Origin of the sequence: Streptomyces cyaneofuscatus (assembly GCF_042718795.1) — a bacterium.
In the GTDB taxonomy this organism is placed as follows: Bacteria; Actinomycetota; Actinomycetes; order Streptomycetales; family Streptomycetaceae; genus Streptomyces; species Streptomyces cyaneofuscatus_A.
This window is the reverse complement of the sequence record NZ_JBHXOX010000037.1, coordinates 44,505-70,368: the sequence shown is the minus strand read 5'-3', so window position 1 is coordinate 70,368 and position 25,864 is coordinate 44,505. Positions and strand designations below refer to the sequence as shown.

Annotated in this window: 19 protein-coding genes and 1 pseudogene; 8 read left to right on the top strand and 12 right to left on the bottom strand. The window is 70.1% G+C overall.

Annotation, left to right across the window (positions count from 1 at the left end; all coding sequences use genetic code 11):
* Positions 1-163 (top strand): transposase (locus ACFWRT_RS33070; RefSeq protein ID WP_380955071.1); only part of this gene is annotated, 163 nt, incomplete at its 5' end.
* Positions 162-321 (top strand): annotated as a pseudogene (locus tag ACFWRT_RS33065) (SAM-dependent methyltransferase); the annotation flags it as partial. The gene ACFWRT_RS33070 and the pseudogene ACFWRT_RS33065, both read left to right, overlap by 2 nt.
* Positions 322-352: 31 nt before the next feature.
* On the opposite strand, the gene ACFWRT_RS33060 reads toward ACFWRT_RS33065, so the two are convergent.
* Together ACFWRT_RS33060 and ACFWRT_RS33055 are read right to left on the bottom strand one after the other, a co-directional pair.
* Positions 353-1,825 (bottom strand): caspase family protein, encoded by a 1,473-nt coding sequence (locus ACFWRT_RS33060; RefSeq protein ID WP_380955069.1) that lies wholly within the window; start codon positions 1,823-1,825, stop codon positions 353-355.
* Positions 1,822-2,214, bottom strand: a complete 393-nt coding sequence (locus tag ACFWRT_RS33055) for an effector-associated constant component EACC1 (protein WP_380955067.1) — start codon at positions 2,212-2,214, stop codon at positions 1,822-1,824. The genes ACFWRT_RS33060 and ACFWRT_RS33055 overlap by 4 nt, the downstream gene beginning before the upstream one ends.
* A 771-nt stretch (positions 2,215-2,985) precedes the next feature.
* Here ACFWRT_RS33055 and ACFWRT_RS33050 point away from each other — a divergent pair.
* Entirely contained in the window at positions 2,986-4,059 is a 1,074-nt protein-coding gene (locus ACFWRT_RS33050) for a lytic polysaccharide monooxygenase auxiliary activity family 9 protein (RefSeq protein ID WP_380955065.1), read from the top strand.
* A 90-nt stretch (positions 4,060-4,149) separates the two neighbouring features.
* On the opposite strand, the gene ACFWRT_RS33045 is transcribed toward ACFWRT_RS33050, so the two are convergent.
* The 3 genes from ACFWRT_RS33045 to ACFWRT_RS33035 form a co-directional block, all read right to left on the bottom strand.
* Positions 4,150-5,040, bottom strand: coding sequence for an esterase/lipase family protein (locus ACFWRT_RS33045; protein WP_380955063.1), 891 nt, complete (start codon positions 5,038-5,040; stop codon positions 4,150-4,152).
* A 177-nt stretch (positions 5,041-5,217) separates the two neighbouring features.
* Positions 5,218-6,219 carry a DNA polymerase Y family protein gene (locus ACFWRT_RS33040; RefSeq protein WP_380955062.1) on the bottom strand — a complete coding sequence of 334 codons (1,002 nt, stop codon included), beginning with the start codon at positions 6,217-6,219 and terminating at the stop codon, positions 5,218-5,220.
* Complete coding sequence (locus ACFWRT_RS33035) at positions 6,216-9,728, bottom strand: DNA polymerase III subunit alpha (RefSeq protein WP_380955061.1); 3,513 nt, start codon at positions 9,726-9,728, stop codon at positions 6,216-6,218. The genes ACFWRT_RS33040 and ACFWRT_RS33035 overlap by 4 nt, the downstream gene beginning before the upstream one ends.
* 199 nt (positions 9,729-9,927) lie before the next feature.
* On the opposite strand from ACFWRT_RS33035, the gene ACFWRT_RS33030 reads away from it, so the two are divergent.
* From ACFWRT_RS33030 to ACFWRT_RS33020, 3 genes are all read left to right on the top strand, one after another.
* Positions 9,928-10,986, top strand: coding sequence for a DUF3533 domain-containing protein (locus ACFWRT_RS33030; RefSeq protein ID WP_380955060.1), 1,059 nt, complete (start codon positions 9,928-9,930; stop codon positions 10,984-10,986).
* 188 nt (positions 10,987-11,174) lie between these two features.
* Positions 11,175-11,672 carry a phospholipase gene (locus ACFWRT_RS33025; protein ID WP_380955059.1) on the top strand — a complete coding sequence of 166 codons (498 nt, stop codon included), beginning with the start codon at positions 11,175-11,177 and terminating at the stop codon, positions 11,670-11,672.
* Positions 11,673-11,878: 206 nt separating this feature from the next.
* Positions 11,879-12,424 carry a hypothetical protein gene (locus ACFWRT_RS33020; RefSeq protein WP_380955058.1) on the top strand — a complete coding sequence of 182 codons (546 nt, stop codon included), beginning with the start codon at positions 11,879-11,881 and terminating at the stop codon, positions 12,422-12,424.
* A 105-nt stretch (positions 12,425-12,529) separates the two neighbouring features.
* Here the strand turns inward: ACFWRT_RS33020 and ACFWRT_RS33015 are convergent, their stop codons facing one another.
* Positions 12,530-13,615, bottom strand: a complete 1,086-nt coding sequence (locus ACFWRT_RS33015) for a S1 family peptidase (protein WP_380955057.1) — start codon at positions 13,613-13,615, stop codon at positions 12,530-12,532.
* A gap of 363 nt (positions 13,616-13,978) precedes the next feature.
* Between ACFWRT_RS33015 and ACFWRT_RS33010 the strand changes: the two genes are divergently transcribed.
* Positions 13,979-14,887, top strand: coding sequence for an alpha/beta fold hydrolase (locus ACFWRT_RS33010; RefSeq protein ID WP_380955056.1), 909 nt, complete (start codon positions 13,979-13,981; stop codon positions 14,885-14,887).
* A 133-nt stretch (positions 14,888-15,020) separates the two neighbouring features.
* On the opposite strand, the gene fxsT is transcribed toward ACFWRT_RS33010, so the two are convergent.
* The 4 genes from fxsT to fxsA all read right to left on the bottom strand — a co-directional run bounded on the left by fxsT (position 15,021) and on the right by fxsA (position 22,923).
* Entirely contained in the window at positions 15,021-18,953 is a 3,933-nt protein-coding gene (fxsT, locus tag ACFWRT_RS33005) for an FxSxx-COOH system tetratricopeptide repeat protein (RefSeq protein WP_380955054.1), read from the bottom strand.
* Positions 18,950-20,296 carry an FxsC protein gene (fsxC, locus tag ACFWRT_RS33000; protein ID WP_380955052.1) on the bottom strand — a complete coding sequence of 449 codons (1,347 nt, stop codon included), beginning with the start codon at positions 20,294-20,296 and terminating at the stop codon, positions 18,950-18,952. Before fsxC ends, fxsT begins: the two co-directional genes overlap by 4 nt.
* A 112-nt stretch (positions 20,297-20,408) precedes the next feature.
* Positions 20,409-22,703, bottom strand: coding sequence for a radical SAM/SPASM protein FxsBH, inactivated beta-hydroxylase extension form (fxsBH, locus tag ACFWRT_RS32995; protein WP_380955050.1), 2,295 nt, complete (start codon positions 22,701-22,703; stop codon positions 20,409-20,411).
* A 52-nt stretch (positions 22,704-22,755) separates the two neighbouring features.
* Complete coding sequence (gene fxsA / locus ACFWRT_RS32990) at positions 22,756-22,923, bottom strand: FxSxx-COOH cyclophane-containing RiPP peptide (protein ID WP_380955049.1); 168 nt, start codon at positions 22,921-22,923, stop codon at positions 22,756-22,758.
* Between the two features lie 241 nt (positions 22,924-23,164).
* On the opposite strand from fxsA, the gene ACFWRT_RS32985 reads away from it, so the two are divergent.
* Complete coding sequence (locus ACFWRT_RS32985; protein WP_380955047.1) at positions 23,165-24,064, top strand: DUF4231 domain-containing protein; 900 nt, start codon at positions 23,165-23,167, stop codon at positions 24,062-24,064.
* 18 nt (positions 24,065-24,082) lie between these two features.
* Here ACFWRT_RS32985 and ACFWRT_RS32980 read toward each other — a convergent pair whose 3' ends face one another.
* Together ACFWRT_RS32980 and ACFWRT_RS32975 are read right to left on the bottom strand one after the other, a co-directional pair.
* The gene (locus tag ACFWRT_RS32980) at positions 24,083-24,562 is read right to left on the bottom strand and encodes a hypothetical protein (protein ID WP_380955045.1); all 480 of its coding nucleotides are present in this window, start codon (positions 24,560-24,562) and stop codon (positions 24,083-24,085) included.
* 191 nt (positions 24,563-24,753) lie between these two features.
* Entirely contained in the window at positions 24,754-25,653 is a 900-nt protein-coding gene (locus ACFWRT_RS32975) for a S1 family peptidase (RefSeq protein WP_380955044.1), read from the bottom strand.
* Positions 25,654-25,864: the final 211 nt, after the last annotated feature.

Below are 25,864 nucleotides of genomic sequence, written 5' to 3'. Positions count from 1 at the left end.
CGGACTGGGAACCTACCGCTGGGTCGTCGAACGCAGCTTCGCCTGGCTCCACGGCTTCAAACGCCTCCGCATCCGCTGGGAACGCCGAGCCGACACCCACGAAGCCTTCCTCAAACTCGCCTGCTGCCTCATCACCCACCGACAGATCAACTCATTGTGTTAGCCGCTGTAAGGCGGCAGAACAGCAGCCGGGCGAAGGCCCCACGGACGAGCTGATCGCCTCCGCCATGGATGCGGCCCGCATGGCAGAGCCATACCCGGGAACTCCTTGCCGCGAGCTCTCACCTGCTGGCAGTGGGCACCGTTCCGTCCCCGAGCTGAGTGAATGGTGGTGAATCTCTGGCGCGATGAGTCAGTTTAGTCGCTTACGTTCATCGAGAAAGGCCTCAAGAATGCCGTTGTCCACCGTGATTTCAAGTGTGAGGTTGACGCTGATAGATGCTGCTTCTCCCGTGGCGTATCGATCACCCAAGGCGTCGATCTCAGAAAAGTACTGATTGATGAAATCCTTGACCTGGCGGACCGGGGTGTCCGCGATTAGCGCAGTCATCTCGATCAAGCGTGCCGCTCTATGTGGCGCGACGATGCCTCTGATTGCCATAGCCCAGTCCATGTAATCTTCATAGACGCCGACCAGCTCGCTCGCCATGCGCTTAATTAGCTCGGGGTCCGCGTGGTCGGGAGATACTTCGAATGCCTTATCTTGCAGCTCCTGACTGAGGCATTCGTCAATTCTGCTGGTTATTTTCTGGATCTTATCGAGAGAGTTATCTACGTAGTGGCAGAGCTGCGCTACGCTCATTCTCCGTGATTTGGATGAGCGACCGGCCTCATACCGCGCCCACTTTTCGCTCAGAGAGTCCATGCCGAGCCTCAGGGAAGAGGCATAGAGAAGATAATCCCATTGCGGCGGCTTGGTGCGGATTAGTTCATCTCGGCCGGCAAGCGTCAGGGGAACTTTTGGAACATTGAGTGTCACATCGTCAACGAACGTTCCTGAGCTGAGGGGATTAATGGTGACTTCATCGATGACCGGAGTTACGATGGCGTACCGGTCGGAAACCCCATCATGACTGACTGCGGAATTTCTACCCAGGGCCATCACGTCAGAATTTTCGGTGATTTGCTGCTGCGGGATGGGGCTTCCGCTGGCGCGAAGCGAGATCTGTAGATGCTTGTAAATGGAGTTGAGCGTCAGGAGACTCTCTCCCTCGGGGATCCCTTCTCGGAGGATTCGGAGAAGCTCGCCAGAAAAAACCGTGAAGCGATCTCCGGGGTTAGCCTTCGCTACCCCGTGCCCCGGCGAGGCGGCCAGCACGTAAGTGCCATCCACTCGTACTTGGTTGAAGAATTCTGCATCCGATTCGGACGTAGAGAGTGATCCCGTGATCGCCCGACCGGAATAGCAACAGTCCAAAATTACTACTCGCGTACGGGCCCTACTCTCCATGCAGGCGTCACGAATAGATGAATAGTCGACCCCAGTGAAAGGGAGTCGCAACCCGGGCGACGTGTTTACGGTGGATAGAAAAAGCTCGTGCCGCGCGGAACTCAGCAAACCATGCCCCGCATAATAGATTAGTAGAAGATCTTCGGCTTGCTCTGCCGCAGTAGTTACCAGTTCCCCAACGCTGGACTGATCTACAGGATCTAGCAGAGTGGTGCAATTTTTAGGCGCAATGATACCTGTAATTTCATTTGTGAAAGTCTCGGAAAGCGCTGATACATTGTTCTTGATGCCGGGCACATCTGCCAGTTCAGGTGACCTGTATTCAGAACAGCCGATTAGGACAATTCGAGACTTCTCGCTATCTGGTAGTCTCATTCGCCCTCTGCTTTGCTGGCCTCAAGCGCATTTTTCAGCAGATCCGTGACCTCTTGTACGGTCGCTCTCGTTGCCTCAATCTCGACACTTGAACCGCTTGGTCCAGTTACTTTCAGTGTGATATCGGATTTCTTTGGTTGCTGAAACCATGAACTAAGGGAGGTTGCCAGAACGGAAATTACGCCGCCGCTGCCGATAGCAACTGCGAGAAGTTCAATCGCAGTTCCGAGATCGCCATCAGAAGGATTGCCGGAAAGTTTCGTTCGCCCACGGAAAGCGGGGTCCAGTCGGAGCCATGAATCCAGGGACTCAAGTTGCATTCTGTTGCTGGCGTTAGTGATTGTGATTTGGACTTCGATCGGCCATGCTGCGGTCAACGTTGCGGCCACCTTTCAAATGTGCAATGCGTGTTGGCTTCGGTTATTCGCGATTGTACTGTCCCTGCAGGGATCCGTGGGCAGAAAGACGGTTCTTCCGTCAGTCAACGCCAGTGCTGCCCGGCCACTGATACTGCGAGTGCTTCAGCCATACGAGCGGAGCCGCGCGACCTCTCAGCCTTGGTCTCGATCGACGGCACATCCGCTGCCGTCCACTTGGAGTGTGTCCGCCACCATCGGGAACGCTGGCGTCAGTAGACGGGCTTTGCATGGATGGCTTCCCCCGGGCCGTCTGGGGGCCGTCAGCGGACGGCCTACGACGACCAACAGCCACCAACGACCACGGCGGGGCCGGCGCCACCAGGTGCCGGGCCCACCGTTCTCCCAGCTACACCCGCGTATCCAGCCACATCCGGTCCCGCCACAGGTCCTCCGGGATCGATGTCCCCGTGCACAGGGGCCAGAAGTAGATGAACTGACCACTCTCATCAGGATTGCTCCGCACGAACGGAGGGGGAGCCAGGTGGGGAGCCACTACCCGCGACGGAGGGCGCACGCACGTGAACGGTCATGGACGGTGAAACGCTTTGACGTGGGCTTCGCTCCCGCTCAGCAAGCTTCCACCTCAGCGCCCTCTTAGCCCCTCCTTAAAGCGACCATAAGGATGCCCTTCACCCCATCCAGCAGGCTTTTTGGCCCTTCAGAGCGGCTAGCTTGCTGATCGCCGGGACGGATCGAAGGCCCGGCGCCCCACCGTTGTGCCGCTCCGAAGGAGAACCCTCCATGACCGCTCGTCGCAAGGCCGCCGGGATCGTCGCCCTCGGCTTCGCACCGTTCGCGCTGGCCGGACTCACCGCCTCTCCGGCGCTGGCCCACGGTTCGCTCACCGACCCGGTGAGCCGGGTGTCCGCGTGCTTCGCGGAGGGGCCGGAGAGCCCGGTGTCGGCGGCGTGCAAGGCGGCGGTCGCGGCGGGCGGGACGCAGGCGCTGTACGACTGGAACGGGGTCAACATCGCCAACGCGGCTGGCAAGCACCGCGAGTTGATCCCGGACGGCAAGCTGTGCAGCGCGGCCAACGACAAGTTCAAGGGGCTCGACCTGCCGCGTGCCGACTGGCCGGCCTCCCCCGTGAAGGCGGGCAAGCACACCTTCAAGTTCCGGGCCACGGCCCCGCACAAGGGCTCCTTCGAGCTGTACCTCACCAAGCCGGGCTACGACCCGACGAAGCCGCTGGCCTGGTCCGACCTGGAGGCCAAGCCCTTCGCCGAGGCCACCGACCCGGCGCTGGTGGACGGTTCGTACGTGTTCGACGGGACCATTCCGGACGCGGCGGGGCGGCAGCTCATCTACACGGTGTGGCAGCGCTCCGACTCCCCCGAGGCCTTCTACGCCTGCTCGGACGTGGTCTTCGGCGGCGGTTCGGCGGGGACGGGCGGTGCGGGTGGCGGTGACGCTCAGGAGGAGAAGCCCGCCAGCGAGGCGCCCAAGCCTCAGGAGAGTGCGCCGGCTCCCGCCCCCTCCGCTCCCTCCGAGGACGCGATCACCGAGGGCGCCGAGAAGTCCTCCGTCGAGCACAACGGGCACGGTGACGACGACGCGAAGACCGGGGCGAAGGTCAACGCCGCCGCTCCGGCCGCCGAGCCTGAGGCTGAGGCTGCGCCCAGGACCGCCGGCGAGGGCAACGCGCCGCAGGCCAACGCCGCCGGGCAGGACGATGTGCTCGCCGAGACCGGTGGGTCGAGCAGCAGCACCTACCTCGCGATGGGCGGGGCCGCCGTACTCGCCGTCGGCGCTGCCGTGCTGTTCTCCTCGCAGCGTCGCCGGGCCACCGCCTCCACCGGTCGCCACAGCCGCTGACCCACGCCGTAGGACATGAAAACGGGCCGAGGTCGCTGTCCGCCCCCACCGGACAGTGGCCTCGGCCCGTCGTGCTTCGTATGTCGTATGTCAGCCGATGACCGAGGAGCAGGTCGTCGGGGTCGCGCGCGCCGGGTCGAGCGCGTTCGCCACCTCGTGGAAGGCGATCCGGTCGACGGTCCCGATCGCCACGTGCTCGGACAGGTCCAGCGGGCACAGGTCCTGGAGCAGGACGTTACGTACGTTCGGTCCGTCCAGGTACTGCGTGCGGTACGGGGTCACCACCTGGTCGTACTTGGTGGCGATGACGGTGTAGCGGACGCCGGGAACGGTGTCGCCGCCCGCGGTGAGCTTGGTGATGAAGGGGGATCCGGCGACCTGGTCGGCGAGGCCGGGGGTCTTGTCGCTGATGAATTTCTCCACGCCGGGGAAGTACGGCAGCAGCTTGGTGAGGCCGAGCAGCGTGGTGCCGTGGTTGTCCGGGGCGAGGCCGATGAGGGCGTTGACCTTGGGGGCGCCGCCCAGGAACTTCAGGTAGTAGTTCGGCATCATGCCGCCCTGGGAGTGACCGACGATGTCGGCCTTCGGTGCTCCGGTGGAGGCGAGCACCTTGTCGACGAACACGTCGAGTTGTTCGGCGGACTTGTCGATGGGGCCGAGGCCGTGGAAGAACGGCACGCCGGGGAGCTGGCCGTAGTCGAGGGAGAAGACGCAGTAGCCCCGGTTGACCAGGTAGGGGGCGAGGACCAGCCAGTTGTCGATCGAGTTCCCGAAGGTTCCGTGGACAAGGACGACGGGGCGGGGATGGGCGGCGGAGGGCTTGCAGGAGTAGTCGTTCCAGCCACGTGAGGTGGCCGCCGCGGCGCTGGGGGCCGCCGTCGCTGTCGCCGTGGGGGCGACCAGGAGGGTGAGGGCCAACAGCAGGGCGGCGAAGACGCTGCGCGTGCGGGGAACGCGCGCAGCACGGAACCAGGGCAGCATCGTGTGGTCTCCTTGCGGCTCAAGGGAGGTGCGATGGCGGTGCGCCCTGTGGCCCGGACCACAAGCTTTATGTGCTCATGCCAAATTACGCACGAGTAAGGTTCGGTGGGAAGTTACGCGTCGGTAAAAAGTGGCGCGGTCTCACCGTAGATCGAGTACGGACGTCAATCCCGCCATTCAGGCCGCGAGTCCCGCCGGCTTCACCGCACCCGGCCCGAACCTCTCCCGCAGCCGGTCCGCCACCTCCTCGATGCGGCGCGACCGCTCGTCCGCCGGGTCGAAGGTGAGCTGGCGGGAGGCCCGGCCCGCGTCGGTCAACCCCTCCGCGCGCAGCGCGATCCCCCGCACCCGGGCCCGCTGGAGCCCGAAGGACTCGTGGATCCGGTAGGCGAGCGCGGTGAGCGCGGCCGAGTGCGCGGTCGGCTCCCCCAGCGTCCGGCTCCGGGTCAGCGTCGCGTAACCGGTCCGGTCCGCGTACCGCACCGAGACCGCCAGCGACCGGCACACCTGCCCCTCGCCCCGCAGCCGCGCCCCCAGCTCCTCGGTGAGCGAGAGGAGGGCGCGGCGGTGCTGCTCGGGGGACAACTCGTCGCGCGGGAAGGAGCGTTCGGCGGCGAGGGAGCGGGCGGCGGCGTTCGGGACGACCCGGGTACGGTCGATGCCCCGCGCCCGTTCCCACAGCTCGCGCCCGGTACGTACGCCGGTGATGCGCTGGAGCGTGGCCAGGGGTGCGGCGGCGATCCGGCCGACGGAGTCGAGCCCGTAACCGCACAGGGTGCGCGCCGTGGCCGCCCCGACACCGTCCAGGGCAGCGGCCGGGAGCGGTGCGAGGAACGCCGCCTCGTCGCCCCGGTCCACCACGAAGGTGGTCCCGGGCGCCGCCCGCCGAGCGGCCATCCGGGCCACCATGGGGTTGGCCCCCGCCCCGATCGCGCAGTCCACCCCGTGCAGGGCGAGCGCCCGGACCCGGATCACCGAGGCCAGGCCCTGCGCGTCCCGCCCGAAGTAGCGCAGCGCGCCGCCCACATCGGCGAGCGCCCCGTCGGGCGGTGCGGCCTCGACGACCGGGGTGAACGCGCCGAGCAGGGCGAGCAGCCCGGTGTAGCCGGCGCTGTCGGGGGGCCCGCCGGTGGTCCTGCGGAACCGCAGGTACAGGACGCCTCCTGAGACTTCCGTCATCCCGCGCTCCCCTGCGACTGGTGCCACAACTTCCTTCCGGTGGGCGGCCCTTCGCCGGGTGGCTGAAGGTCGGCCCAGGGGTTCATCTCGTAACCGGTCTCCATCCGTATACGACGTCCGGTCCCGGGCACCTCCTGCTCGTCGCCCTCCTCCGGTGTCTCCTCCGCCAGCCGCGCCGCCACCGCGTCGAGCCCTCCGGTGCGCCGCAGTTCGGCCAGTTCGGCGAGGTTCCAGGCGGCCGCGCCGACCACGCTCAGGCTGCGCGCGCCGCGCCGCTGCACCACTCCGCGTACCAGCAGCAGCCAGGAGTGGAAGACGGTGTGTGCGCAGGCGGCGTGGCTGTCCTCGAAGAACGCCAGGTCGGCGAGGCCCGTGCCGTCGTCCAGGGTGGTGAAGACGACCCGGCGGCCGGAGCGGATCGGCGGCGTCTGGGTGGCCACCTTGGCCCCCGCGACCAGCACGGTCTCGCCGTGCCGGGCCTCGCGCAGCCGCTTGGCGGAGACCACGCCCAGCTCGTCCAGGAAGACCTGGTGATCCCCCATCAGATGGCGGGAGACGTCCATGCTCAGCACCCCGAGCTCGGCGCTCAGCCGCTCCGTCTCGTTGAGGTCGGGCAGCCCGAGCGAGCCCGTGCGGTGCCCGTCCCCCAGCGGAAGCTGCCCACCGCGGGCACCCGAGCCGGTGCTCCGGTGGGCGCGGTGCAGCTCGGAGAGGTGCAGCAGCAGGTCGCGGCGGTTGGCGCCGAAGGCGTCCAACGCACCGACCTGCGCGAGCCGTTCGGCGACCGGGCGGCCCGGGCGGGCCCGCTGCCAGAAGTCCAGCAGCGAGGTGTACGGCTGCCCCTCCTCGATCCGGGCGGCCTCGGCCTCGCTGATGCCGTGGACATCGGAGAGCGCGAGCCGCAGCCCCCAGGCCTCCTTCCGATCCCCCTCATCAGACACCAGTTCGATTCGATGGGCGACCGCCGACCGGTTCACATCCAGCGGCAGCACCGGCACCCCGCGCCGCCGGGCGTCCGCGAGCAGCAGCCGCTTCGGGTACATCCCGGGGTCGTGGGTGAGCAGACCGGCGTAGAAGGCGGCCGGATGGTGCACCTTGAGCCAGGCCGACTGGTACGTCGGTACGGCGAACGCGACGGCGTGCGCCTTGCAGAAGCCGTAGCTGCCGAACGCCTCGATGATCTTCCAGGTCCGGGCGATCACCTCGGCGTCGTACCCCCGGGCCGCCGCGTGCCGGGCGAACCAGACCTTGATCAGCCCCTGCGACTCGGGGTGGGAGAGTCCGCGCCGCACCCGGTCGGCCTCGCCCCGGCCGCAGCCGGTCATGATGGCGACGATCTCGATGATCTGCTCGTGGAAGACGACCACGCCGTAGGTGCCGCGCAGGGGTTCTTCCAGGTCAGGGTGGGGGTAGCGGACCGGCGCGCGGCCGTGCCGGGCCTCGATGAACGGCCGCACCATGTCGGCGGCGACCGGCCCGGGCCGGAACAGCGAGATGTCGACGACCAGGTCGTGGAAGGTGGCGGGCTGGAGCCTGGAGACCAGGTCGCGCTGGCCGGGCGACTCGATCTGGAAGCAGCCCAGCGTCTCGGAGGTGCGGATCAGCCGGTACGTCTCCGGGTCGCCCGGCGGTACGGCGTCCAGGTCCACCACCGCGCCCGAGGCGCGTTTCACCTCGGCGACGGCGTGCGCCATCGCCGACTGCATCCGTACGCCCAGCACATCGAGTTTGAGCAGCCCGAGGTCCTCCACGTCCTCCTTGTCGAACTGGGACATCGGGAAGCCCTCGCCGCTGGTGGGCATGGTCGGCGTACGGTGCAGCAGCCCGGCGTCCGAGAGCAGCACCCCGCACGGGTGCATGGCGACCCCGCGCGGCAGCGCGTCCAGCCCCTCCACCAGCTCCCAGAGCCGCCCGTACCGGTCCTGGTTCCGCGCGACCTCCTTCAGCTCGGGCAGCTCCTCCATCGCGGCGCGGGCGTCGCGGGCCCGGATGTGCGGGAACGCCTTGGCGAGCCGGTCGGTCTCGGCCGGGTCCATGGAGAGCGCGGCGCCGACGTCCCGGATGGCGTGGCGCACCCGGTAGGTCTCGGGCATGGCGACGGTGGCGACACGTTCGGGTCCGAAGCGTTCGATGATCCGGCGGTAGACGTCGAGCCGGCGGGCCGATTCGACGTCGATGTCGATGTCGGGCAGGACGAAGCGGCGCTTGGACAGGAAGCGCTCCATGAGCAGCCCGTGTTCGAGCGGGTCGGCGTGGGCGATGCCCAGGAGGTGGTTGACCAGGGAGCCCGCGCCGGAGCCGCGCGCGGTGACACGGATGCCCATCTCCCGTACGTCGTCGACGACCTGAGCCACTGTCAGGAAGTACGAGGCGAAGCCGTGGTGGGCGATGATGTCCAGTTCCTCACGCATCCGGTCCCAGTACGCGCGGTCGCGGTCGTGGCCGAGCCGCACCATTCCGGCGGCGGCCCGGGAGGCCAGCACCCGCTGGGCGGTACGCCGGCCGGCGCCGACCAGGCGCGGTTCGGGGAAGTGGATGGAGCCCATCCCGATGTCGGCGGCGGGGTCGACCCGGCAGGCGTCGGCGGTGTCCCGGGTCTCCGCCAGCAGCCGGGCGGCGGCGCCCTGGCCGAGACCGGCGGCGGCGGCGATCCGCTCGGCGGTGTCCCGCATCGCGTCCTCGCCCTTGAGCCAGCGCTCGCCGCTGTCCAGAGGCGAGCGGCGCGGGTCGACGGGGACGAGCCGGCGGGCGGAGTCGAGGACGTCGGCGATGGGGCCCTGCCCCGGGTCCGCGTACCGGACGGCGTTGGTCAGCACGGCCCGTACGCCCTGGTCGGCGGCGAAGCCGAGGGTACGGGCGGCCAGCCGCAGCGATCCCGCCCCGGCGCCCGGGCGGCCGTGGTCGACGGCTTCGAGGCGCAGGTCGTCCCCGTACATCTCCCGCCAGGGCGCGAGCAGCGCGGCGGCCCGGTCGGGGCGCCCCGCGGCGAGCGCCCGGCCCACCTCGGAGGCGGGCCCGAGCAGCACGGTCAGCCCGTCGGCGGGCAGCGCGACGGGGCCGACCAGGGGCGGCCCGGTGACGCGGAGCGGGCCGATGGCGTCACCGGCACCCCCGACGCCCCGCGCGTGGGCGGCGGTGACGAGCCGGCACAGCTCGGCCCAGCCGCGTGCGCCGTCCCGGGCGAGGAAGGTCACACGGGGTGCGGATTCATCGACAAAGGCACCGCCGCGCGCGGGAGTGCGCGGGCGCACGGCAGCTCGACCTGCCCGCCCCGCCCCCTCCTCGTACGAGGCCACTGCGAGGTCCACCCCGAAGACCGGCCGGACCTCGGCGTCTCCAGCCCGGCAGGCCTTGGCGAACCGGACCGCCCCCGCGAGGGTGTCGCGGTCGGTCAGCGCGAGAGCGCCCATCCCCCGCTCGGCGGCACGCTCGGCGAGCCGCTCGGGGTGCGAGGCGCCGTACCGCAGGGAGAACCCCGAGACGGTATGGAGATGCGTGAAACCGGACATGCGCACCTCCTGGACCGTTCCGACCGTTCTGTCACTCACCACCCCCTGTTCTCCACCATAGACCAGCTTCGAACATTCGTACGATATCCAGTGTGCACCCTTCGACCGGCGGCGGCTCCCGCACGCGGGGCCGCATGGCCTTGAGCCATTCGGCCCCGCCCCGCCTGCGCCCCCACCGGCCCGCCCGGACGGTGGGGGCATGACTTTCGTCGACGAGGTGAAGAACGCCGTCACTCCACGGGCCGCCCTGCTCGTCATCGGCGTACTCGGGCTGCAACTGCTGTTCATCGCCTCCTACGTCGGCGCGCTGCACAAGCCGAAGCCGACGGATGTGGCCTTCGGGGTGGTGGCCCCGCAGCAGATGTCCCAGCAGCTCGTCAGCCAACTCGACGGGCTTCCCGGCGGACCGCTGGACCCTCGGGCGGTGAGCAGCGCGGCCGAGGCGCGTGAGCAGATCATGAACCGTGACATCGACGGCGCCCTGATCGTCTCGCCGGAGGGCCGCACCGACACCCTGCTGGTCGCCTCCGGCGGCGGGACCGTGCTCTCCAGCGCCCTGGAGCGGATCCTCACCCAGGTCGAGGCGGGCCAGCAGCGGACCGTACGGACCGTGGACGTGGCGCCGGCCTCCCCCGACGACTTCGACGGGCTCTCGTCCTTCTACCTGGTGGTCGGCTGGTGCGTCGGCGGCTACCTCTGCGCCTCGATCCTGGCGATCAGCGCCGGGACCAAGCCCTCCAACCGGCAGCGCGCGCTGATCCGGACCGCCGTGATGGCGGTGTACGCGGTCGCGGGCGGCATCGGCGGCGCGATCATCATCGGCCCGATCCTCGGCGCCCTGCCGGGCAGCGTCTGGGGCCTGGCCGGTCTCGGGGCCCTGGTCGTCTTCTCGGTCGGCATGACCACGCTCGCCCTGGAGGCCCTCACCGGCATCGTCGGCATCGGCCTGGCCGTCCTGATCATCGTCATCGCGGGCAACCCGAGCGCGGGCGGCGCCTTCCCGCTGCCGATGCTCCCGGACTTCTGGCGGGCGATCGGCCCGGCCCTCCCCCCGGGCGCGGGCACCTGGGTGGCCCGCTCGATCGCCTACTTCCGCGGCAACGCGGTCACCGGCCCGCTGCTGGTGCTCTCCGCCTGGGCGGTGGCGGGGACGGCGCTGACCCTGCTGCTGTCGATGCGGCGGCGGGGCGGGCTCGATGACGGAAGCGCGGAGGTGACGTCGTCACCGTCGCCGTCCGGCGGGTCGACGGCCGTCTGAAAGCTCCCGCCATCCGTTCATGGGGCCGCCTTTCCGGCGGCCCCATCTGACGTTCCACCCAACTCCTGATGTCAGGTCGGCACAACGGCTATGCATGACAGGTTCATGACGACATTCTGGAGCGGCCTCGTACACCCGACGAGGAGCACGGCCAGGACAGCCCCTTCCCACCCCCACGGAGATCGCTCATGCGTCGTCGATTCACCGCTCCGCTCGCCGCCGTCGCCCTGTCGCTCCCGCTCACCCTGCTCAGCGCCGCCCCCTCCTCGGCCGCCCCCGCCGACAAGCCCCAGGTGCTCAGCTCCTGGACCCAGACGAGCGCCTCCAGCCACAACGCCTGGAACGCGGCCCGCAACAACCAGGGCGCCTGGGCCGCGTACGGCTTCGACTGGTCGACGGACTACTGCAGCAGCTCCCCCGACAACCCCTTCGGTTTCCCCTTCCAGACCGCCTGTGCCCGCCACGACTTCGGCTACCGGAACTACAAGGCCGCCGGCACGTTCTCCGCCAACAAGGACCGTATCGACTCCGCCTTCTACGAGGACCTCAAGCGCGTGTGCGCCGCCTACTCCGGCGCCAAGCGGACCTCCTGCAACAGCACGGCCTGGACCTACTACCAGGCCGTACGCGCCTTCGGCATCGCCCCGGCCGCGGCGGACTCCGGCAGCCTGGCCCCGACCGCCTGACCCCACCTGACCGGCACCCGCCCCGTAGGGCCCGGACCGCGGCATCGCGGTCCGGGCTCCGCCGTCCGTGCCCGGGCCCGCTCACCACGGCCGAAGGGGCCGCGCAACTCCCCGTTCCCCGGCGGCGGCCTTGACTGCCCGCACCGGGGGCCTGAGTGTGTTCGTTTCACCGAAGGTTGATCCGGGCCGCATCGCAGGGGGGAGAGATGAGCACGGGGACCGTGGCGTTACTGGTGGCCGTGGTGGGTGTGGCGGGCACGCTGCTGGCACCGATCACCACCGCGTGGGTGAGTTCGCGCTCCCGCCGCCAGGAGTTCGAGCTCCAGCAACGCTCCGAGCTGGCCAAGCGGCACATGGACGACGCCCAGGCGAACCTGGAGCGCCGACGCGACACCTACGTCGCCCTGAACTCCGGTGCCCGACGGTATCGGTTCCAGATGATGGAAGACCTCTACGCCATCCGCTCCGGGGCGGACCCGGACCCCGCGACGGAGGTCGCCCGCGTCGAGTTCCAGGACACCTATGCCAAGGCCCAGATGCTCGTCCCCGACGACGTCCTGCGGCGGTGCCAGACGGTACGGGTGGCGCTGGCGGAGGCCAGGAAGCTCCTGACGCCGCTGGCCGGGAGCGCCGAGCACGATCAGCGGAAGTGGCAGGAGGCCCACGCCTCCCTGATGGAGATGTGGGAGGCGATCCTGGCGATGCAGCACGCCATGCGTCAGGACCTCGGCATCCCGACGACCGAGTTGTGAGGCTGGGCGCGGCCCGGCCCGGACCGCATGACCACGGGCGCACGCGCATGGGAGAGGCCCCCGGCGCGAGCCGGGGGCCTCTCCTTGCTGCCGTGCCGTGTTGCGTCAGCCGATCTCGGCTCCGTAGGCGGCGAGCGCCTCAGGGACCGGCTGGAAGAACGTCGTGCCACCCGAGGAGCAGTCGCCGCTGCCGCCCGAGGTCAGGCCGAGTGCGGTGTCACCGGCGAAGAGGGCGCCGCCACTGTCGCCCGGTTCGGCGCAGACCGTCGTCTGGATGAGGCCGTTGACGATGTCGCCGTTGCCGTAGTTGACCGTGGCGTCCAGCGCGGTGACCTCGCCGTCGTGCAGCTGGGTGGTGGAACCGCTGCGGGTGACCTCCTGGCCGACCGTCGCGTCGCCCGCCTGGGTGATCGCCTGGGTGGAGCCGTCGTAGAGGTTGACCTCGCTCGGGTGCGCGATGTCCGAGGTGTACTTGACCAGGCCGTAGTCGTTCTCCGGGAAGCTGGAGCCCTCGTTCGCCCCGATCTCCGAGCCGCCCTGGGTGTCCGACCAACTGGTGACCGACTCGGTGCAGTGGCCGGCGGTCAGGAAGTACGGCTCGCCGCCCTTGACCACGTTGAAGCCGAGTGAGCAGCGGGAGCCGGAGCCGAAGATCGCGTCGCCGCCCGCGATCAAGGGCTTGAACTCGCCCTCGGTCTTGTTGAGTTCGGCCTTGCCGCCGAGGTCCTCGACCACGGCCGAGAGCTTCTTCCAGGCCGTGCCGTCCACCGTGCTGTCGGCGGTGACGAGGACCTTGTTGGTCACCGGGTCGACGGCCCAGGAGGTGCCCGGGATCGTCGCCCGGTCGGTGAGGGTCTGCCGGGCCGACTTCAGCTCGGCGAGGGAGTGCTCCACGACTCTGGCCTTGCCGCCCGCCTGGCGGACCTGCTCGGCGGCGGCCTCGTCGACGACGTTCACGACGAGGGCCTTCGTCTGCGTGTCGTAGTACGAGCCGGCCGCGTCCGCGCCCAGGTCCCGGTCGAGCGTGGTGGCGAGCTTTCCGGCCGCGTCCGCGTCGAGCGTCTTGACCGTGAACTCGGGTACGTCATCGCTGGCGTTCGCACTCTGGAACGTGAAACCCGCTACGACCAGGGCGGCCACGGCCGATCCGGCCACCGTCGCGCGCTTCCTGGATATGCGTCGATGCTTCAACTTCGACCTCCTGTGGGGCCGTGCACGGAGCAAGTGGGGTGCTCGTACACGGAGGATGGGGCGCCCACTATTCCGAGGGGCCCAGGAGCACACAAGGCCGACTTCCGGACGTGCACACGACACCGACGCTTCACCCGCGCCATGTTCACTTACCCAGGGTCATGCCATGTCGGTTCCGTTTGCGAACACCCGGTGCAACCGGTGGCAGCCTCTGGGTGAGGACTAGTCCTGTCCGGTTTTCGCCCCCACGACGGGCTGGCCGGCCGTCGACAAGGAACCGACAAGGAGTGCCGGTTGTCGCCCTGATGGGTCATCATCGAACGGTCGGCACACGCCGGGGGGAACCGAGCTGAGGAGGCGCGGGTGCGCAATCGGGTGCGCGCGGCGGACGGGCGGCATCTGATGGTGGAGCGCCGGGGGGACCCCCGGGGCAGACCGGTGTTCCTGCTCCACGGGACGCCGGGCAGCCGGCTCGGGCCCGCGCCCCGCGGCATGGTCCTCTATCAGCGCCGTACGCAACTGATCACCTACGACCGTCCGGGGTACGGCGGCAGCGACCGGCAGGAGGGCCGCCGGGTCCGCGATGTCGTCGAGGACGTCCGGGCGATCGCCGACTCGCTGGGGCTGGAGCGGTTCGCCGTCGTCGGCCGCTCCGGCGGGGCCCCGCACGCGCTGGCCTGCGCGGCGCTGCTGCCCGAGCGGGTGACCCGTACCGCCGCCCTGGTCACACTGGCCCCCTGGGGTGCGGCCGGTCTCGACTGGTTCGACGGGATGGCCGCGTCCAACGTGCTCGCGTACTCCACGGCCGCCGCCGACCCGGACTCCCTCGCGGAGTCCTTCATCGTCCGCTCGGCGCAGATCCGGCGGGACCCGGTCCGGCTCCTGGACGATCTGCGCCGTGAGCTGACCGACTCCGACCGGATGGTGGTCAACGACGCGGGGATCCGGTCCATGCTGCTGCGCAACTACAGCGAGGGCTTGCGGACTTCGGCGTACGGCTGGATCGACGACGCCATCGCGTTCTGCAGCCCCTGGGGGTTCGAACCGGCCCACATCACCGGCCGGGTGCTGCTCTGGCACGGGGTGAAGGACGTGTTCTCGCCGGTGGGCCACTCCCGCTGGCTCGCCGGGCAGATCCCGGGCGCCACCGCCGTACTGGAACCGGCGGCGGCGCACTTCGACGCGCTCGCCGTACTCCCCCGCATCCTCAACTGGCTGCTGGACGAGCGGGAGGACCCGGGCGCACCCCTGCCCGCCACGGCGCCGGGGTGAGCGAACAGCCGGGGCCACATCGACGGCCCCGGCCGCCCCGCGTGACCGAACGGCCGAGCCGGCCCCGGCCGCCCCGCGTGACCGAACGGCCGGGCCAGCCCGGCCGCCCCCACGCCGGGAGGTCGAGCCGCCCTCACACCGCCAGCGGCTCCAGCTCCCGCCGGAAGCGCCGCTCGTCCCGGGCGACCTGGGTCAGCGGGTGCTCGTCGCCGAGCTGCCGGGACAGCTCGCCCAGCAGCTCACTCCGCAGCTGTGCCGCCTCCTCCTCGCGCCCCATCGCGTCCAGCGTGACCGCCATGTTCGAGGTCATCGCCAGGGTCTCGGGGTGGTGCGCCCCCAGCGCCGCCGTCAGTTGCGTCGCCAGCCGCTGCTCCGTCTCCAGCACCAGAGGCAGATCGCCGCGGCCCGCCGTGGCGTTGGCCAGGTTCATGACGCAGAAGAGCGTGTTCGGGTGTTCCCGGCCGAACTGCTCCCGCATCGAGGCCACCACCAGCGTCAGGATCTTCTCCGCCCGCTCCGCCTCCCCGGTCCCCGAGAGGTAGACGCCCAGGTTGTTCTGGGCCGCCAGGGTGTACGGGTGCTTCTCCCCCGGCACCTTCATGTACTGGTCCACCACCTCCTGGGCGGTGTCCCGGGCCTGGACCGCGTCCCCGGCGGCGAACAGGTCGGCCGCCAGGTTGAGGTCGCAGGCCAGCGAGTCCGGGTTGGCGGAGGTGTACTTGGCCCGGTACCGGGCGCGGGTGGCGACCGTCAGCCGGTGGGCGTCCTCGAACCGGCCGGCCCGCCGCAGCGACACCGCCAGGCTCTTGGCCGCGCTCAGCGTCATCGGGTAGGTGCGGCCGAGCGTCTCCTTGAAGCTCTCGTAGGTGCGGCTGAGCAGGCCCACGGAGTCCTCGTACCGGCCGACCTCGCGCAGGTCGCGGGCGAGGTTCATCGCGGAGGAGAGGGAGTACGGGTGCTTCGCGCCGAGCACCTCGGTGCGCCGGTCGTAGACGTCCTGGTCGATCTCGCGGGCCCGCGCGTACTGGCCGATGCTCCGCAGGTTCAGGGCCAGGTTGTTGGCGGCCGCCAGGGTCCTGGGGTGCGAGTCGTGGAAGATCTGGCTGAAGCCGTCGTGGGCCTCGGTGGCCAGCTCGATCGCCCGGCCGTACTCCCCGAGCAGTCCCAGGTCGATCGCCAGGCTGCTGGTGGTCATGTACGTGTGCGGGTGCTCGGCGCCTAGCACCTCCCGCTGCCGGCGCAGGGTGAACTCGTCGAGCTCCTTGGCCTCCACGTACCGCCCGCGCGTGCGCAGGATGTTGGAGAGGTGGAAGCAGAGGTAGAGGTACTGCAGGTCGCGCTCGCCCAGCATCTCCATCCAGGTCTGCCGCAGCTCCTCCCCCAGCGCCCCCGCGGTCCTGACGTCCCCGCGCTTCCACAGGTAGCGGACCCGGTCGATCAACAGCCTGCGGGTCTCCGGCTCCTTGCAGTGGCGGGCGTCGGAGGGGCCGAGGTGCGGCCAGATCGCGGCGAAGCGCGGCCAGGTCTCCGGGTTGTCGATCGGCTCGTCGTCGTCGGGCCGGGCGCCGGCCAGGATGCGGTGGACGACGTGGCGCGCCTCGCGCTGCTCCTCCTCGCTGAGCTGCGCCTTGATGACGGCCTGGACGAGGCGGTGCACCTGGATGGAGTTGGAGACCTGGTCGACCTTGGCGAGGGCGAACCGGCCGATCTCCCGGATGACCCGGCCCAGCACCAGCTTCTCCTGGAGCGAGGAGTCGTACGGCTTCAGCGCCTCGATCATCTCCTTGCTGTAGAGGAGGTTCGCGGAGATCGGCTCGGGGGCGAAGAAGGCGCAGAGCTGGAGGAGGCGCACCGCGGCGGGCGAGCGTTCCTTGAGCCGGGCGATGGAGATGTTCCAGGTCGCGGCGACCGGTTCCGGGTAGCCGGCGGGCTGGTTGAGGGAGAGCACCTGGGGCGCCTGGCTGGCGAGCTGTTCGAGGTAGGTGTCGATGGGGGTGGCGGTCTCCGCGATCCAGGCCGCCGCCTGCTCGACGGCGAGCGGCAGGTCGCCCAGGGCGGTGGCCACCTGGTCGGCTTCCTCGTCGCTCAGCCCCGAGGCCCGGCGCTGGAGGTGCTCGATCGACTCCTCCCGCAGGAAGACGTCGACGGGCAGCGCGTCCCCGTGCTGGGACCAGCTCTGGTTGCGGGAGGTCACCAGGATGTGGCCGGAGCCGCCCTGCGGGAAGTAGCGGCGCAGCGTCTCGGGGTCGTCGGCGTTGTCGAAGACCAGCAGCCAGCGCTCCGAGGGCACTCCGCGCCGCAGCAGGTCGACGGCTTCCTGCGAGGCGGCCGCCATGTCCTCGCCGCCCTGGGCGCCGAGCCGGACGGCGAGTTCGGCCAGCGAGGCGACCACGTCGTCGCCCTGCTCGGACGATATCCACCAGACCAGGTCGTAGTCGGCCATGAAGCGGTGCACGTACTCCAGGGCGACCTGGGTCTTGCCGACGCCGCCGAGTCCGTACAGGGCCTGGGGCTGCGGCAGGACGACGGCCATGCCGCCGCCGAGCTGGTCGCGCATCCGCTCCAGGACGAGGGAGCGGCCGGTGAATCCCGGGTTGCGGGGCGGTACGTTCCAGATCCTGGGGACGGTGCCGGGGAAGCGCGGTCCGGGCGAGACCCCGTCGGCGGGCTGCACCGGCCGGTCCAGGGCGCGCATCAGGGCGGTGGTGGCGTGCACCTCGTCCAGCCGGAAGAGGTCGACCGGGTTGCGGTCGATGTACGGGGCGGACAGCCGTACGTCCCCGACGCGCAGCGGCAGCAACTGGCGCCGGCCGCCGCCCGGGTCCTCGGCGACGGCCCGCTCCCAGAGGTCGACCGCGCGCTGCGACTTGAGGTAGGCGCTGGAGAGCAGCACCACGGTACGGGCGGCGTTCACGGGGGTGATGGCCGGTTCCGGGGCGACCGGTTCGGCGGAGACGTCGCGCGGGACGACCCGGAACCCGGCCCGGGTGAGGACCGATTCGATCCAGTCGGCCCACATCCGGTTCTCCGCCACATAGCTGAGGAAGAGGTCGGCGGGCAGGGCGGGCCGGCGCCGGGTGAAGGCGTCGCGGATCCGCAGGCGTACCTCTTCGCCGACCGGGGGCATCGAGGTGATCGCGCGGTCGGTGATGACGGCGGCGAGCCGTTCGAAGGCGGAGAGGAGGGAGTTGGTGAGCCCGGCCTCGTCGCCGAAGGTGGCGAGCGTCTCCTCGTACGCGTAGTACGGGCGGTAGGGGATCTCCACCGCGCCCCAGTAGGCGGTGAGTTCGTCGCCGGACAGGTCGCGGGGCAGCCGGTCGAACTTGAGCCGGGCCAGCGCCCGTCCGGCGTCCGCCTTCTCCTTCTCGCCCTCGTCGATGCGCATGGGGACGGGGAAGATGGAGATGGGGCGGCCGGTGTAGCGCTCGGCGATCTGGCGGGCGACGGAGGCGGCGCCGTCGATGGACTGGTCGCTGAGGGTGAAGCAGTCGACGAGGATGTCGGGGAGGTGGACGGTGCAGATGTCGGCGATGTCGCTGAGGCCGGTCCGGCTGTCGATGAGGACGTAGTCGTAGTTGGCCTTCATGTCCTCGCGCAGCGCGTCGAAGAAGTGGCCGCCGCCGAGCCGGTCGTAGAAGTTGTCCCAGTCGAAGGTGGAGACGGTCGCGCTGTACTCGCGGTTCTGCCGCCCGGCGGAGACGAAGTCGAGGGTGCCGCCCTGCGGGAATTCCCAGCCGAGCGCCTCGGGGGTCAGCGAGACGGCGTGCGGCTGGATGCGGGCGTAGTCGCGGTGCCAGTCCTCGGCGCGCTGGGCGGGGCTGGTCGCGGCCCAGGCGTACTCGGTGATCAGGTCGATCACGCCGGTGGTGGCGCCGAGGGTGGCGGGATCGAGGAAGGGGTGGAAGAACCGGTGGAGTCCGGGTGCCTCCAGGTCCCAGTCGACGGCCAGCACCCGCTTGCCGTTGGCGGCGAGGATCCAGGCGGTGTTGGCCAGGGCCATGGTGCGCCCCGTGCCGCCCTTGTACGAGTAGAAGGTGACGATGCGCCCGTCACGACCGGCACTCATAGGTCCTCCGCTTCCGTCGCAGGGTCGTGCGGGTCGGGTGTGTAGCTGGTGTGGCCCATGGGGCCCGTGAGCCGGGTCCGTTCGCCGTGCCCGCCGCCGGTGACCGGCGGGTAGGCCTTCGCGTGCTTCAGGTACTGCTGGGCGGCGACCTCGACGACCTGGGGCAGGATCTGGCCGAACGCCTCCATCGTGGGCACCCCCCTGGCCGCGGCGCGGCAGAAGGTCCGTCCGTGGCGCATCTTGGCCGGCATGGTCGCTTCGAGCTTCTCGGTCAGTTCGGCCTCCGCCGCCCGGCTCTGGTGGTCCTCGCGGCTCCACGGCACGACCATGGTCACCCAGGGCCGGTCCTCCGCGTCGAAGGCGGCGAGCCTGCGGCGGCGGTCCTCGTCCTGGAGGGCCCAGCGGTCGACGAGGAGGATCTCGGGGGTGGTGGGCGGCGACTTCCCCTCGGGCCGGCCCGACTCCTCGTCGAACGAGGTGATCTGGGCCTGGTAGTTGAGCGAGCGCACCAGCTCCTCGGCGACATAGGCGAGCGGGCGGGCGGCGGCCGGGTGGTAGGGGTTCCAGTCCTGCGGGTGGTCGCCGTAGTAGTCGCCGTCGCGCCCGTCGGGCAGGTCGTGGCGGGTGGGTGCGGCGATGGTGATCCGCATCGGGCGGGGGGCGCCGACCCCGCTGCTGGGTGAGCCGAAGGCACTGGGGGCGAGGCGGTAGTCGACGGGTCTGCCGGTGTCGATGCGTACGGTGTCGGCGACGCGGACGATGCGCTTGGCCAGTTCGTAGACGGCCCGTTCGTATTCCTGGGCGAAGAGTCTGAGCTTGATGAGGCCGTAGAGGCCGTCGGTGACGTACCGGTCCCCGAAGTCGCGGTGGTTGAACTGTAACCGCTCGGCGGAGCCCGGCAGTTGGCTCGGCGGCACCGGCACCCACAGGGCCGGGACGATCGCTTCGGCGGGCTGGTTGGAGCGGGCCCGGTGGTGGATGGCGCGCTGCTCGAAGGCGTGCCACTCCTTGCCGCACATCTCGCTGGCGAAGTAGCGCGGCGAGAACAGCGGGACGAAGACCCGGCAGGTGGCGAGGACGTCGCCGAGCCGTTCCGACCAGCCCTCGCCGGAGCGTATCTCGCGGTCCATGAAGCCGGGGGACGCGCCGGCGGGAAGATCCGTCATGGCCAGCACATGGCCGCACAGGTCACGGAAAAGGCGTTCGACCCACATATCGGGGTCCGTTCCGCCGCCGTGGCCCGGCGTGTGGGCGTAGCTCAGAAAGAAGTACGGCCGATGGTCCGCCGCTCGCTGCTGCGTCGATGCGTGCACACGACCCCCGTCCTGTGTGAGCACTCGCATCCGAGGAGGAGGAAAGGAAATGCGAGCGAATTCATCATTCCGGAGCGGACTGCACTCCACCCCCCTGCCGTTCGGTCATTGAACGCTATTTTTCAGTCAAGCGTTCCCCTGTTCACCGCATTGCGGCGGACTCCGCATCGGTCTTGCAACCGTTCCTCCCGGATGTCCCGTGTGTACCGTTGATCTCTTTACGCATCACGGCGAGCAATTGCTTTCCGTCGACGGTCGTTTCGGCCGCTTCTTCGATCAGGTCGAGCGCTTGCGGGACCCCGGCGTGGAACCGTGGTGCGAAGAGGCCGAGCCCGACCCGTTCGTACGTTTCCGACAGCAGCCGGGAGAACGGAACGGGCTCCTCCCACTCCGCCTGCCAGGGCATCCGATGATCCCAGGAACCGTCCGACGCGTACAGGTCCGTGACCTCGGCCAGCGCCCGCAGTTTCGTCTGCCGGAACCCGCGCAGCAGGGCGGTCGCCAGGGCGTGGGCACCACCACCCCCGGCCGCGATGCCGAGCGCCCCGTACCCGTGGCGGCCGGCCTGGACCGGAGCGCCCCCGGTGAGCGGCGTGAAGGTGGTGAGCACGGCCGCCGCCTCGGCCGCCTGCTCCGGGACGGTCTCCGCCAGCAGCTCCCAGGCCTGGGCGAGGGAGGCGGACCAGGCGTCGGCGGCCTGCGGGGAGAGCCGCTCGGCGGCGGGCGTGCCGAAGCAGGAGCGGTACGGATCGAGATCGTCCAGTTCGTGTACGTGTACGGGTCCGGCCTCCCGGAAACGGCGTACGGGCGACCAGTGCGCGCCCTCTCCGGCCCCCCGCACGACGTGCAGCACCGCGCCCCCCTCGACGTGGACGGCGAACCCCTCACCCTCGACCCGCACCACAGCCGCCCCCGTCTCCCCCGCCCCGCCGACCCGGACCTCGCCGAGCGTCGGCAGGAAGAGGCGGCCCTCGCGGTGGACCACCGGGACGGCCAGGTCGAGCCCGGCGTGCACGGCGGCGGCGGCCACCGAGGCGGCGAGCCGCTCCACCGGGGGGCCTGCCACCGGCCGGCCGGCCCGTACCGCCTCCAGGGTCTCCAGCAGCCAGGTGCGGGTGTAGGGGTGGGCGAGGACCAGGTCGAGGCCCGTCTGCCCGGCCGGGTCGCTCTCCACCTCGGCGGCCAGCGCCCACGCCGACTCCCAGGCCTCCCCGCCGCTGCCGTCGAGGGCGTCGTGGAGGGCGGCGAGCAGGGTGCGGGTCAGATCGTGCTGGGCGGCGAGCAGTTCGTCCGGGTCACGGACGGCGGGCGACTCGGTGGCGGCGGCCGTCCGGTCCTCGATGCCCCGGATCAGCGCGGCCAGGTCGGCGCAGTAGACGGAAGGATTGTCGAAGCCGTTCGCCGGGCTGTAGCGGTGGGTGTAGAGCCCGCCGCCGCACGAGCGTACGACGGGGCAGCGGCGGCAGGTCTCGCTGACGCCGGCCAGGCCGAGCTGGCGCGCCCGGACCCCGGGGTGCGCAGCGACCTCGTCGAAGCTGTGGGTGAAGACGTCGAACCCGGTGGCCGCGGCACCCTCGTAAGCGCTCTTGAGGGAGTCCACCTGTTCGAGCTGGCCGTCGGTCTCGACGACGACCAGGTCCGTGGGAGCGAGCCCGAGGGACTCGGTGAGGCTGGGGCCGCCGCTCAGGGTGGAGAGCACCGAGGAGAAGAGGCGGACCGGCACCGGTCGCCCCTGCTCCTGCCAGCGGTCGAAGATCGCGAGGAGCCACTCGGCGTACGCGGTGGGCGATCCGTCCGGGCGCGGCGGCGGATCGTCCCAGGTGGCGTGCGGGAGGAGGAAGTCGATGAGCGGCGGTTCGAGTCCGGTGAGCGCGTCGAGGACCGCGACCGGGTCGTTGGCGACGTCGATCGTGCACAGGAGGCCGAGATCGAGGTGGCGGTAGCGGTCCTGCCGGAGCAGCTCCACGGCCTTGAGGACCAGGGGGTGGCTGCTGCGCCCGTCGGCGTAGCGGCGGTGGCGGTCGTTGGCGGCGCGGTCGCCGTCGAGGGAGATCCCCACCTTGACGTCGAACTCGTCGAACATGTCGAGGTAACGGGGGCTCAGCTGGAGGCCGTTGGTGTGGATGCGCAGATCCAGCTCGGCGACGCCCGCGAGGGCCGAGGTGAACTCCTCGCAGACGCGGCGCAGTCGGGCCGGTCCGGCGAGCAGGGGCTCCCCTCCGTGCAGGATCACTGTCACGGAGGGCAGGGCGTGGGTCCTGGCATGCTCGGCCAGGCGTTGAGCCGTCCGGGAAACAACATGGTCAGAGATTGCCTTGGGCCGGGTTCGCCAGCTCTGATCAGCATGTTCGTAGACATAACAATGGTCGCAGGCCAGATCGCACCTGCTGTGAACCTTCAGAACGATTTCGCGGAACGGGACCGCGGGTCCTGTCATTCCGCCAGTCTAGTCCAGCGTTCCGCACCGGAATCCGACGGTGAGGTGCGCCTCAGAGAGCAGAGTTGAAGGTGGAAATGCGAGGAGGGCGGCCGGTGGCCGTGGGGATCACTCGCGCAAGCTTCCGGGCGGTGGAGCCACCGGAAATGTCGATCTTGGCGAGCGGCACACGGCGCGTCTTCGCATCAGCGAAGAGAGGGGATGATTCGTAGGTCTTCACGGCCGTCCTAGGGGGGCTCGTTCCGGTCAGGTGGACAACACCGGCAGGTGCACCATTGCAGTGCCTGGCGGCACGACTTTACCCTCATGACCTAGGTGTGCAACTCGTGTCGCACCCTCGTAAGCCGAGTGACATACGGGACTGCTCCAAATGGTCCGGAATCTTTCATTCCGACAACGGAGCCCCGACTACATGGGATACGGGAGTGAACATGACGGCGATTCCCGGACCTCTTCAGAGCATGGTCTTCAGGAACGCCGACCTGCCCGCCCTCTTCCACCGTACGGACGCCATCGCGGTGTCCCGCCAGCGCGAGGCCGTGAACACCACCAGGGTCCAGTTGGCGCTGCTCGTGGCAGGCACGGTGCCCGCCGCGCTCCCCTGGCACGCCGAGGACGACCTCGCCGTCCAACTCCTCTACGGTGCGGCGGTGTTGGCCTACCTGGGTGTCCTGTTCACGACCTACCTCGCCTCCCGCCGCAAAGCGAAGTCGCACTGGCAACTCAACCGCTCGGCGGCGGAGTTCATCAAGTCCCTCTGCTGGCGCTACGCGGTCCACGGCTCACCCTTCGAGACGGCGGCCCCGCACCCCGAGGCGCTGTTCGCCAACCGGCTGGAGGAAGGACTCCAGGAACTGCGGAAGGTGGGCTGGGCCGACCCGCGCGAGGAGATGACGGACGCCGACGGGGCGGTCATCACGGAATCCATGCGGGAGTTACGGGACAAGGCCTTCACCGTGCGCAAGGAGACCTATGTACGGGACCGGCTCATCGAGCAGCGGCGGTGGTACCGCAGACGGCGGCTGGTCTCCCGGCGCGGCGCGCTCGTCTGGTCCGGGGCGATCGTGGCGCTGACCCTGCCGGCGCTGGCGCTGAGCGTGGCGCAGACCTTCGGGGTGGGACGCTCCCTCGGGCTGACCGGGGTGCTGTCCGCGGCGGCGGCGGCCTGTCTCGCCTGGAACGAGCTGCGCCGCCACCACCCGCTGATCTCCGCGCATTCCCTGGTGGAGGACGACCTGGAGTCGATGCAGGCGGCGATGGAGACCACGCTCACCGAGCGGCAGTGGCCGGTGGCGGTCTTCGAGACCGAGCGGATCGTCTCGCCGGAGCACACGGACTGGCTGGTGCGGCACCGCACTTGATGCGCCATCCGGCACAAGTCATCCCCGCTCCACACCGTCCCGCCAGATGACGGTGACCGGGCGGCCCAGCGTACGGGCGTAGTCCACGATGTCGCCCGTGCCGCCGAGGCCCCGGGCCGGGCGGCCGTCCCAGACGGCGAGCAGCAGGTCGCAGTGGTCGGCGATGTACGCGCCGGCCGCGTAGTACGCCTCGTCGGTGGAGTGCGGGAAGTCCAGCCGGACCTCCTGGGCGGCGCGGGACTTGAGGAGGCGGTAGCGGTCCAGGTCGGCGGTGGACTCGAAGCAGGCCTCGTAGTCGGCGCTGGGGATGACCACCGTCAGCTTGGCGCCGCAGTCGAGGGCGAGATCGGCGAAGAGCTGGTCCGCGCCGACCGCCAGGCTGGAGAGCGCCTCGGTGGCGCCGTCGAGGCCGCAGAGCGCGGCCCGGAGACCGGCCAGCACATGGGCGCGGGCGCCGGCGGGGATGGAGCGGTGACCGGTGATTCCGATGCGATTCACGGAGCTGGGACCCCCTGGTGTCGGCGCTTCGGGTGCGACCGGTCGTGGGGCCATCCTCTCAAGAGCCGGGGGGCGCACGGGAGCCCCCGTCCGGAATTCCGGACGGGGGCTCGTATGTACGGACAGCGCCGGGCGTGACCGGTACGTCGGCAGGGGGACCGGGTGCGCCGGTCGGGTGGCCCGGGGACCGGTCAGTAGACGCTGACGCCGTACGCGTTCAGGGCCTCGACGACCGGCTGGAAGAACGTCGTACCGCCGGAGGAGCAGTTGCCGCTGCCGCCGGAGGTGAGACCGATCGCCCGGGTGCCGGAGTAGAGCGGGCCGCCGGAGTCGCCGGGCTCGGCGCAGACGTTGGTGCGGATCATGCCGTACACGACGTCGCCGCCGCCGTAGTTGACGGTGGCGTTGAGGCCGGTGACCGAGCCGCTGCGGGTGCCGGTGGTGGAGCCGCGGCGGGTGACGGCCATCCCGACGGTGGCGTTGGCGGCGCTGGTGATGTCCTGGCCGCCGACCGTGCCGTCCTTGGGGATGGTGGTGTTCGTGTAGCGCACGATGCCGTAGTCGTTGTTCGGGAAGCTGGAGCCGGAGGTCGTGCCGAGCACCGTGGTGCGGGCGGAGTTCGCCCACCAGGTGGTCGCGCCGTCGGTGCAGTGCCCGGCGGTCAGGAAGTAGTAGGTGGAGCCGCTGCGGACGTTGAAGCCCAGCGAGCAGCGTCCGGTGCTGGAGTAGATCGCGTCGCCGCCGGAGATCAGCTTGTTGAACGTCCCGGGCGTGCGCTCGATCGTGAGGGCGGAGGCGTTGGCGCCCGCGGCCTTCTTGATCTTCGCGATCTCCGCCCGGGTGACCGTGCTGTCCACGGTGACCAGGAGGCGGTTGGTCTTCGGGTCGATGTTCCAGGCGGTACCCGCGATGTCGGCGCCGAGCACGGCGTCGCTCGCGGTGGAGAGCTGGGTGGCGCTGAACGTACCGGTGGGTTCGGCACTGGCGGTGGGGACGGCGAGCGCCGCGACGGCGGCGAGTCCGGCGAGGACGGCCGTGGTACGGACGCGTCTCGCCTGGGTGTGGCGGGGGTTGGTGCGCTTGATCCTCACTTCGGGTTCCTCCGAGGGGAATCGGGGGCCCTCCTGTGGGGTGGCGGGCCCGTGAGGCGCAGTCGGGGGCCTGTCCGGTTTTCGGAGTTGCCGTGCCCCTGACAATCGCTGACGGGAGTATCGAGGCGTCCGGACAGCAGACGCAAGGATGCCTTTCAGCCACCCACGCCCCACACGCATCCGGCCCCCGACAGCGCGCGGGCTGCCGGGG